Origin of the sequence: Paenibacillus arenosi (genome assembly GCF_014841135.1) — a bacterium.
Taxonomy (GTDB): domain Bacteria; phylum Bacillota; class Bacilli; order Paenibacillales; family Paenibacillaceae; genus Paenibacillus_B; species Paenibacillus_B arenosi.
In genome coordinates, this window is sequence record NZ_JACYTN010000002.1 from 526316 (window position 1) to 536280 (window position 9965).

The window sequence follows — 9965 nt, forward strand, 5'->3', positions numbered from 1 at the left end:
TAGTTTATACACTTGAACTTTGAGCTTCTTTCTCACGATATTCAGAAGGTGTAAGCCCCGTATATTTCTGAAATACTCTGGAGAAATATCGACGCTCTGAATATCCGACCAAGCTGCCAATCTGGGTGATGTTCTTATCGGTCATGAGCAGCATGGATTTTGCTAGTTCCATGCGCTGTTTGGTTACATACTCAACGAAGGTCTCACTATAATAATTTTTGAACAATAAACTAAAATAACTACAGCTTATGCCCAAATAGTCAGCAATCTCATCAATGCCAATGTCGGAGCTTAAATTGCGTTGGATATAGTCTTTAGCGGCAATCATCATTAACTCGCTAGACTTCTTATTCATCGCATGTTCCTTCGTCTGTACAACAAGTTGCGAAATAACGATCATTAAATCTTTTACACTTACACAGTGCTGAAGCCTCTCCCATGCCTGTTCTTCTTCTTGCTTACTAAGCAGCTCCAATTCACGCATTTCCCTCAATAGATGAATGATAACGTAATGAAGGAACTTCTCAGCTCGTACAATTGAATGCTCTGACATTTGTAACAGACTGGATTGAAGCGCTGCAAGGCCCTGCTCTATCTTCTTTTTATCGTTCTGCTTCATCCCCGATACGATTTCCTCAACGGGCTGCCACTGCGATACAGATGCAGCTTGTCGAGCGATAGAGCTCTCGTCAACCGAGACAAGGACTTCATCATCAGGATGGAGAAGCAGGACGCGCTGAAGACGCTTAAACGTACTCGATAAGCCCGTCATCGGCACAGGACCAGAATCCCATGCGAGACTAACCGTAAACTTAATGTGATTGCGTACCGCATCTTGAATCATGGAAGACCAATTCGCCACATCTTTTTCTTCCACTTCGAAGCGGTCTTTATAAAATTGAACCAGGATACACCATTCACCTTCACGGGTTTGGAGTACAGCATACTTAAGCCATTCATCACCTTGCAATGCATCTTGTAAAACATTTCGTACAGCAAAATTCCACAATCTGCGCTCATTGTCACTCCAAGAAACCGTCTGCTGCGCGTATTGATCTAAGTCCACTAGTAAGACCGTATATACAAGCTGGTCAGCCTGATCCTTATCATCGACAGTAAAATAACTTGGATGACCAGCAGAGAAGCCCATAATTACATCAAACATCATCTTCTCATACGCAAGACTGATAACTTTGCCCCAACGGCGCTCAGCCATCTTCTTCTCCATCTTCCGATTGCGTATAATGTCTGCAACTTTACGTACTGTATTTTCTAACTCTTCATAATTAATAGGTTTCAAAATATAATCTCTTACACTATGTTGGAGTGCAATACGAGCATATTCAAATTCCTGATATCCAGTCAGCATGAGCACTTCGACCTCTCCGCCCAGCTGCCTCACTTCCTTCAGGAACTCCATCCCGTCCATTACTGGCATTCGGATATCACATAGAATCAAATCAGGCTCATGCTCTCGGACAAGGCTCAGCCCTTCTACTCCATTACGAGCAGTTCCAACAATTTGAATTTGCATATTTTCCCACGGAAGCACAATTTTCAAGTTGTTTAGGATCGGAACTTCATCATCTATTAAAATAGCCTTCACACTCATTTGTTCTCACCCTGCTCATATCTCGGTATTGTACATTGTATGATCGTTCCTTTATCAGGAGCCGAACAAATAATTAGCCCATATTGACTTCCATACTGAATGCGAATACGGTCAGCCACACTTCGTACACCTAAACCACGGCGTTCCATATTTAGCGCCTTTTCTTCTTGCGGAATAAGTGATTTCGAATCATCATCTTGCATATATTGGAACCGCATTAATTGCTTTGCGGAAATTCCTATTCCGTTGTCTTCTACTCTCAATATTATTCTTCCATCAATCGAACATGCCGATATACGAATTAAACCTGTATAAGAGATGCCATCAAATCCATGTTGAATGCAGTTCTCGACAAGCGGCTGCAGCGTTAATTTTTGAATCATACAGTGCATTAATTCCTCAGGAACATCGAACTCAAAATTAAATACATCTTCAAAGCGGAACTTTTGTATTTCTAAATAGCTCATTAAGTACTCAAGTTCCTGACGAATGGTAATCTCTTCTTTGTCCTGAATGCTAATACGCAATATATTCCCCAATCTATGTACCATATGACTAACTTTGCGCCCTTCATTCTGTATAGCTAGCACATTGATCGATTCTAGTGTATTAAATAAAAAATGCGGCTTAATTTGAGCTTGAAGCACTCTCATTTCTGCTTTGTTTTTCTGCTGTTGTTCCTGCTTCACCTGCTCTAGCAAATCAGTTACTCTATCAATGAGACGGTTGAAGCCACGTGATAACAAGCGAAGCTCATCTTGCCCTTCCTCATCCACACGCGCTTGAAGGTCGCCCTCTTCTACTCTCCTCATAAATCTAACCGTACGAACGATATGCTTCGTAACCCGATTCATGAACAAAAATAGAAATAGCAGCGCACCCAGCATACAAATAAGCATAATAATCGATACCCATTTAATATATTCCGTCATCTCATTGGATAAGGAGTTCCATGAACGGACAGATACTAAATGCCAACCGTATTCAGGAATCTCATAAAAAGAAAGAACACTATCCTGATCATTAAACTTGTCTTTGTAACTGTGATAGCCTTCCTTCATCTCCAACGGCTTATCCAAATAATTAGGGAGTTTGTTACCGTTCAATCTCTTTTCATTATCGAACAATATTAGCCCATTCTCGTTCACGATGAAAAATCTAGAATTCCTCATTTGTTCCACATGATAAAAGTTATTAAAAAACGTCTCGATATCCCAGTCGTTTACTTGAACGATAAGGACCCCTAAATTTTTGAGCGTATACAAATCCTTAACAACTTTAATTTGTGTAAACACTTGCTCAGACCCAGTCAGCTCAGGTATTTCATTTGGTCCAAGCCAAACAGGTGACCCCTTACTATTCATTACCTCATCATAGATAGGATGCTTGATAAATTCTTCGAAAGGCATCGTTTTAAAGTTTTCTTTGGCGAATATTGGGATAATGTCAGTATAACCTGACCCTGGATAATATGTATAGCCTTTTAAATTATACAAAAAGGCATAGCTAATGGAAGGATGATTGAACAACAACCGCCGAAACACCTGCTGACGGTTATTCATCTCCAAATAGTCAATCCCTTTTAAATCGGTAACTTTTAATGGCGGCTGAACCGACTCAGTCCCGCTGCTACTATTTTTACTAGCTTCTGTCTCTTCCGCCCGAACTAAGTCTTGATCTTTCACATTCGGAGAAATTAACGCAAGTTGAAAAATATTATTGGCTATTCCGTTATCAATAATTTTCTCGACTTCCTTAAATACGGATCGAATGCTATGTCCCATCGCCTGCATAGAGAATTCGGTCTGTTCACTGTACTTCTTCTCTATCATTTTAAACGTAATTGTAAACGTTATCGTCCCCAATAAAAATAAAGGGATAATGATAAGAAGAACAAAGCCGCTAAACAATTTATAACGTAAGTTCATTCTTCTCACTACCCCTTTAGTCTCTATTATTGTGACGAACCTTTTCCAGTTTACCACGCCATAGAGAACAATTCACTTGTATTATTCGATTATGTTCAACTTTTTTTATCCTTTTACGCCGCCCGCTGTTAGACCTTCAATAATCTTCTCTTGCAAGAATGCATAGATGACCATTACAGGTACGACACTGTATACGATACCAGCACTCATTTGAGCATAGTTCGTATTGTAAGCATCACGGAAACCTACCATACCTACTGGCAATGTACGCCATGTATCATCACTTAGGAAGTAGTTAGCAAGCAAGAACTCATTCCAGTTACTCATAAAGTTTACGATAAATACGGTTACTAATGCTGGTACACTCAACGGCATCACGACTCTAGCAAAAATACCAGGTGCTTTCAATCCGTCGATAACAGCTGCTTCCTCAATTTCTGAAGGTATAGATCGCATAAACGCTGCCAATATAATAACCGTAAACGGAATTGCTGACGCTGTGTAAGGAAGAAGCAACGCCATTGGTGTATTCAACCAATCAAGCTGTTTAAGAATACCATATATCGGCAACAGCAATGCATTTCCTGGAATCAACAAACCTAATAAGATAAATTGGAAAGTAATGAAACTGAGCTTGTTATAACGCATACGAGTAATTGCAAAAGATGCGAGTGAGCCAATAATCAGTGTAGCTATTGTAGCTACCGTTGAAATCCACAAACTATTCCAGAAATATCCCCCGATATTTGCATTAACCCAAGCTTTTACATAATTGTCCCAAGCGAATTCCGTCGGAATACCGAATGGATTACTTGAAATAGCCCCGTTATCTGTCTTTACAGAAGAGAAAAGAACAAATAAGAATGGGAATAAAATAACAACCAAGTACCCTAGTAGAAAGATATGATTTACACTTTTCTTTAGTAGTTTAATCATTAGTATTCAATCCTTTCTGCTCTACGTGCAATCAAGAACTGATATGCAAGCGTAATGAGGAGCGTGAAGATGAAAATAAGGACTGAAATACTATAACCATAACCGTATTTAAAGCTTGCAATCGAGTGTTTCATCATATACGTTGTCATAACATCTGTGGAACCAGCAGGTCCACCTTTTGTCATTACGATAATAATATCAGCTGCTTTCATTGCACCAGCAATGGAAAGCATGATAACTACCGAAACGATTGGCATAATCAATGGAACTGTAATTCTGAGAGCACGTTGAATACCTGTTGCTCCATCAATCATAGCAGCTTCATCTAATTCTTTAGGAATAGAGAGGATTGCTGCCAACACCATAACGATATAGAATCCGGTCCACTGCCAAGCGTTCGTAATAAGAATTGCGATCATTGCCCACTTTTCATCGGACAACCACATGATCGGATCTATGCCAAACACTCCCAAAATCTTGTTCAACAAACCGACATCCGGGTCATAAATGAATCCCCACAAGATTCCGATTACCGCTGTAGACATAACAGATGGCATAAACACTGCCGTCTTATATAGACCTCTCAAACGCTTGACATTGGAGATGAGCAGTGAGAAGAAAATAATTAACGGAACTTGGACGAAGCATGAGAATAAGATAAAGAATCCGTTATTTTTGACTGATGCCCAGAAATCAGCCTTGCTCATCACTCGTATATAGTTATCGAACCCGATAAACTTATAGTTTGCAAATCCGTTCCAGTTTGTAAAGCTGTAATAGATTGCTACTATTACAGGATAAATAAAGAAAGCAATGAACAGTACAAGAGCTGGAAGCAAAAATAAGAAATACGTAATTGGACTTCTAAGTGCTTTGTTCATGATTTCCCTCCGTCCGTTCCAAATATCGAGAGATCTATCCCGAAATAACAGACTATAATGTATAGAGCACCACCCCCTGCTAAGTAGGGCGGTGCTCTTGTAGTAGATTTATTCTACTTTTTTGTATGAAAGATTATTCAGCAGCGATTGCCTCATCTTGAACTTTTTGTACTTCATCGCCCACTTGTTGAGGTGTAGCTTGACCGCTGATCATTTTTTGAATTTGTTGGCTAAGTGCAGTGTTCACGTCTGCTTGTACTAGAGCGTCAAACGCAGGCCATGTGTACTTAACTTCACCCATTTGAGCTAGAATAGCTTCAAGCAAGTCGTTACCTTTAGCTGTTTCGTTCAACTTCGCTTGTTCAACTTTCATAGAAGGAATAACTCCATCTTCTTTCAAGCCACGAAGCTGCATTTCTTCATTGTACAAGTTTTTGATGAATGCTTTGATAGCTTCACGCTTCTTAGGATCATCAATTGCTTTTTGGGAGAACGCATATCCGTTGTTAGAGTCGAACATGATGCTGTAGCCATCGCCTGCGTTAAGAGGAGGCATCATGAAGAAACCAACTTTTCCGTGCATTTTACCAGATTGAGCTTTGTCAGCAAATACAGATGTAGCCCAAGAACCATCGTACATCATGATTGCTTCTTCATTGATGATTTGGTTACGTTGTGTAGCGTACTCAAGACCAAGCTCACCTTGTTTGAAGTAGCCTTTCTTCAACCAGTCAGCATGCTTAGCAAACGCTTCGATCATTTTCGGATCGTTCCACTTTGTTTCGCCTTTAGCGAAGCCTTTCGTAACATCAGCACCTGCGTAGTAAGTCCACAAGTTGTTTGTTGTCATCAATGGAACCCATGCATCTTTGGAAGCGATTGCGAATGGAATTTTGCCATCCTGTTTCACTTTCTCCGCGATAGCTTCTAGTTCAGCCAATGTTTTAGGAATTTCGATTTTGTTCTTTTCGAAGTATTCTTTGTTATAGAAGTAGCCTTCGATAGAAGCTCCTACCGGCAAACCGTAAATTTTACCATCCTTTTCCCATTGCGTATGGGATAGGAAATCGTCCTTAATACCCAACTCGTCAAGAATTGGAGCGATATCAGCAACTAGTCCGTTCTCAGCATAAAGCTTAACGTCCGGGCTACCAAAAGCGTCGAAAATATCAGGTGGATCTCCGTTTGTCATCTCCGCGCGTAGTTTCTCTTTACGGTTAACTTCTGATTCAACACCGTCCAACTTGACGGACAAACCAGCAATTTCACCTTCTGTTTTCTTAACTACGTCTTGAAGAATGTTAAAGCGGTTTTTCTTGGACTCCCCTACTTGCGTATGGCGAAGCTTCAAATCAAATGGCTCACTGCTCGTTTCTGTCTTTGTCTCTGTCTTTGTTTCTGGCGTAGTTGTGCCGTTTGAAGAACCGCTCTCTTTAGCGCCTCCGCCGCAACCCGTCAATGCAGTTGTAGCGATGAACAAAAGTGTCGTTAGTAGAACTAGACCTTTTTTCATCTCATGACCTCCCTTAAAGTTTGTTAAGGTTTTTTAATACGCTTTCATTATAAACCGCGATGTTAATACTTGTAAGGATGATAATTCGACAGCAGAGGGATAAAATTATCTACTATCCAAATAAAATTGTGCACCTTAACAAAAAAAGACCCTTATAGAACGACTATAGAACTATTCTATAAACCGTCTAAGAGTCCATATTAACTATTTCACATGTATTTCTTCACCTTAATAGCAGTTCTACGTACCTATATTTATCTAAGTTGTCCGAATCTCAATTGCTTCTAGCAATAATCTGAGTGCCTGTTTATCAATTTTGCCATTCAAAGTAGTAGGAAGAGCATCCAGAACAACGATGCGTTCAGGCAGCTTATAGTACTCCAGTTGTTCTGCCATAAACAGCAGCAGTTCTCTCTCTTCTACCTCTCCTGTAACAGCAAGCACGCTTGCATACTGTTCATCAGGCTTCAATAGGATAGCCATCCGAACATTCGGATGACTCACCGCTGTCTCCTCAATTTCAATTGCACTCACACGATACCCTTGCTGTTTAAAAACATCATCAGACCTGCCCTGATAATAGAGATAACCATCTTCATCTGCATAGAAAAAGTCGCCTGTATACAATTGCCGTTCACCTGTCTCTTTAGCTATACTGAATCTTTTAGCCGTAAGCTCAGCTAGTTTCCAATATCCCGCCATGACATGAGGACCACTAACGACAAGCTCACCTATTTCAAATGGCGCTGCCTCAACGCCCTCCTTATTTATCACTTTGCATGTTGTACCAGGAATCGGCTTACCAACAGAACCAACCTTCACCCGAGCTTCTTCAGCAGGTAAAATAGCAACTCGCTTGCACTCCGTCAACCCATACATCAAAAATATACTGCAAGCCGGATACAAATTACTTAATGAATCTACATAGGAGGATGGGAAAGCTGCTCCTGTATTGGTTACAAAGCGTAAAGCAGGAAGTTGTGAACCTCGTCTTTGTGACAACTTCAACAAACCGTCAGCCATTGCCGGCATCAGCGGAAGTCCTGTAACTCCCCAGGCATAGAGCTTTTTCAGCCACAGTGGGCCAATATCCTTTTTATGACCTAGGGCTAATGTAGCTCCTTCATAGCAGACTAGAAACATTTGATACAGTCCATAGTCAAAGGAGAGTGGCAAAAAGTTACCGATGATATCCTCATGCTGCACCTGTAAACATTGCTGAATGGAAGAGGCAGCAAACAGAACCTGTTGATGAGTGGAGATAACCGCTTTTGGATTGCCTGTACTTCCAGACGTATAAATGAACAAAACAGGCTGATCCACGTTTACTTTCACGTCACTTTGTGAGCCTAATCCATGATCTCCAGTTGCTAGCTCACACGGCTCGTACTCTAGACCAAACTGATCCCATAAAGATGCCTCATCAGCTGTGTCCAATATCACGACAGTCGATTGAGGAGAGCCCAACAATTCGGCTGTTGCTGGTGCCGCAAAAATAATGTTCGGTTCACAATCACTTACGATATAGGATAAGTTTTTGCTCTTCAATTCTTCATGGATCGGAACAAATATAGCACCAAGGCGAGAGGCAGCAAACAGTGCCGCAAGTACGAAGCTGCTGTTCGGCATTGCACATAAAATACGGTCTCCAACTTGTACGTTTTGCGATTTCAACCATCTACATAAATGACTGCTTCGTTGCTGCAATTCAATATAATTCCATGAAGAAGATTCTGAAAGGATAGCCGCTTTGTCTGGATAACGAGATGCCGCTGTATCCAGCAGATCATGGATATAATGGTTCATCGCAACATCGACTCCTCCCTCAACGGACTGATCAAACTAATGTCTCGCAAAGTGCCATCTTGTGTGAGCAGCAGTTCCGGCGGTAGACGATGTGATAAAAAATGGACATTGGCATAGGTAAGTCCATACGCACCAGAATTAGAGAATACAATTAAATCGCCTTGATTGACCTCTGCAAAATCAACACCGCTTTGCATAATATCCATAGGTGTGCACAGTGGACCTACTACGGTATACAAGGTGGAATCGGGTTGTTCGCCAGAAATCTCCACCTGCCCATCGGCTGATACTTTTAGCAGTGGAAGTGGCTTCTTAAATGTCCTTCCGAGACCAGTACGTTGATTCGTCCCACCGTCAATAATCAAATAATTTTTGTCCTTTGATTGTTTCTCATACAGCACACTTGACACAAAATAGCCCATGCGCGATACGATATAACGTCCTGATTCAATAAACACATTTGGGATTTCAAGATCTGCATTTTCATTCAATTTCTGCCGCAGCATTTGCTCATACAATTGAATTGAAAATGGTTCGTCCTCAATAAATGTCGGAACTCCATAGCCTCCACCAAGACCAAGTGTAGTAAGCTGGAACTGATAAACTTGATGAAGCTGACGATACCAATACAGCATCCGTTCAGTTGCTTGTTCATAATACTCAATACTAAAGTTTTGAGTGCCTTGATGGGTATGAATACCAACAAGCTTAAGATGTTCGCACTTATTAATAATAGAAGCGGCTTCTTCTATACATTCCTCATCAATGCCAAATGGACTTGCACCACCGCCTGCCGCCATCCTAGAGCCTGTTGAATCAAGGCTTAAATTCAGACGCAGTGTTATCGATGCGATCATACCAAGTTTAGCAGCAACTTGCTCTACGACAGCTAACTCTTGCAAATGCTCTACGTTAATAATTCCGATTCCGTTACGCAAGCATATTTCCATATCCTCAACCGTCTTACCTGGCCCTGTAAATACGATACTCGCCACATCCGCTCCTAGCTCAATGGCACGATGAAACTCACCAATTGAAGCAATCTCCAATTGTGCACCCCATTTCAGCAAATGCTGAATAACGACCGGATTCGGATTTGCTTTCATAGAATAATACAAAGACACAGATGATGGTAGATGATTGCGTAGCTGCTCATAATCCAACTTCAGTTGAGCTTCATCGAACAAATAGAAGGGCGTCCCATATTGAGCACTTGCTGTGTTGAGCGCTTGAATAATTCTATCATTCATCATTTTTATCTCCTTATATTCTAATCTATTAGTTGCTTA

The 9965-nt window shown here is 40.9% G+C and carries 7 protein-coding genes; all 7 read right to left on the reverse strand.

Features of this window, described 5'->3' with window-relative positions:
* Positions 1 to 4 precede the first annotated feature (4 nt).
* The 7 genes from IFO66_RS05540 to IFO66_RS05570 all read right to left on the reverse strand — a co-directional run bounded on the left by IFO66_RS05540 (position 5) and on the right by IFO66_RS05570 (position 9929).
* Positions 5 to 1612: a response regulator gene (locus IFO66_RS05540; protein WP_192024146.1), complete on the reverse strand. Its 1608-nt coding sequence runs from the start codon at positions 1610 to 1612 to the stop codon at positions 5 to 7.
* Positions 1609 to 3540 (reverse strand): sensor histidine kinase, encoded by a 1932-nt coding sequence (locus IFO66_RS05545; protein WP_192024147.1) that lies wholly within the window; start codon positions 3538 to 3540, stop codon positions 1609 to 1611. The genes IFO66_RS05540 and IFO66_RS05545 overlap by 4 nt, the downstream gene beginning before the upstream one ends.
* 105 nt (positions 3541 to 3645) lie before the next feature.
* The gene (locus IFO66_RS05550; protein WP_192024148.1) at positions 3646 to 4476 is read right to left on the reverse strand and encodes a carbohydrate ABC transporter permease; all 831 of its coding nucleotides are present in this window, start codon (positions 4474 to 4476) and stop codon (positions 3646 to 3648) included.
* The gene (locus IFO66_RS05555; RefSeq protein ID WP_192024149.1) at positions 4476 to 5357 is read right to left on the reverse strand and encodes a carbohydrate ABC transporter permease; all 882 of its coding nucleotides are present in this window, start codon (positions 5355 to 5357) and stop codon (positions 4476 to 4478) included. The genes IFO66_RS05550 and IFO66_RS05555 overlap by 1 nt, the downstream gene beginning before the upstream one ends.
* A gap of 133 nt (positions 5358 to 5490) precedes the next feature.
* Positions 5491 to 6870 carry an ABC transporter substrate-binding protein gene (locus IFO66_RS05560; protein ID WP_192024150.1) on the reverse strand — a complete coding sequence of 460 codons (1380 nt, stop codon included), beginning with the start codon at positions 6868 to 6870 and terminating at the stop codon, positions 5491 to 5493.
* Positions 6871 to 7128: 258 nt separating this feature from the next.
* A complete protein-coding gene (locus IFO66_RS05565) occupies positions 7129 to 8676 on the reverse strand; it encodes a class I adenylate-forming enzyme family protein (RefSeq protein WP_192024151.1) in 1548 nt (515 codons plus the stop codon).
* Entirely contained in the window at positions 8673 to 9929 is a 1257-nt protein-coding gene (locus IFO66_RS05570; RefSeq protein WP_192024152.1) for an alanine racemase, read from the reverse strand. Before IFO66_RS05570 ends, IFO66_RS05565 begins: the two co-directional genes overlap by 4 nt.
* Between the last annotated feature and the right edge of the window lie 36 nt (positions 9930 to 9965).

Excerpts from the sequence above, each read along its gene's own strand:
- IFO66_RS05555 (WP_192024149.1), bottom strand. The coding sequence starts at position 5,357 with ATGAACAAAGCACTTAGAAGTCCAATTACGTATTTCTTATTTTTGCTT.
- IFO66_RS05545 (WP_192024147.1), bottom strand. The coding sequence starts at position 3,540 with ATGAACTTACGTTATAAATTGTTTAGCGGCTTTGTTCTTCTTATCATT.
- IFO66_RS05550 (WP_192024148.1), bottom strand. The coding sequence starts at position 4,476 with ATGATTAAACTACTAAAGAAAAGTGTAAATCATATCTTTCTACTAGGG.
- IFO66_RS05570 (WP_192024152.1), bottom strand. The coding sequence starts at position 9,929 with ATGATGAATGATAGAATTATTCAAGCGCTCAACACAGCAAGTGCTCAA.
- IFO66_RS05560 (WP_192024150.1), bottom strand. The coding sequence starts at position 6,870 with ATGAAAAAAGGTCTAGTTCTACTAACGACACTTTTGTTCATCGCTACA.
- IFO66_RS05565 (WP_192024151.1), bottom strand. The coding sequence starts at position 8,676 with ATGAACCATTATATCCATGATCTGCTGGATACAGCGGCATCTCGTTAT.
- IFO66_RS05540 (WP_192024146.1), bottom strand. The coding sequence starts at position 1,612 with ATGAGTGTGAAGGCTATTTTAATAGATGATGAAGTTCCGATCCTAAAC.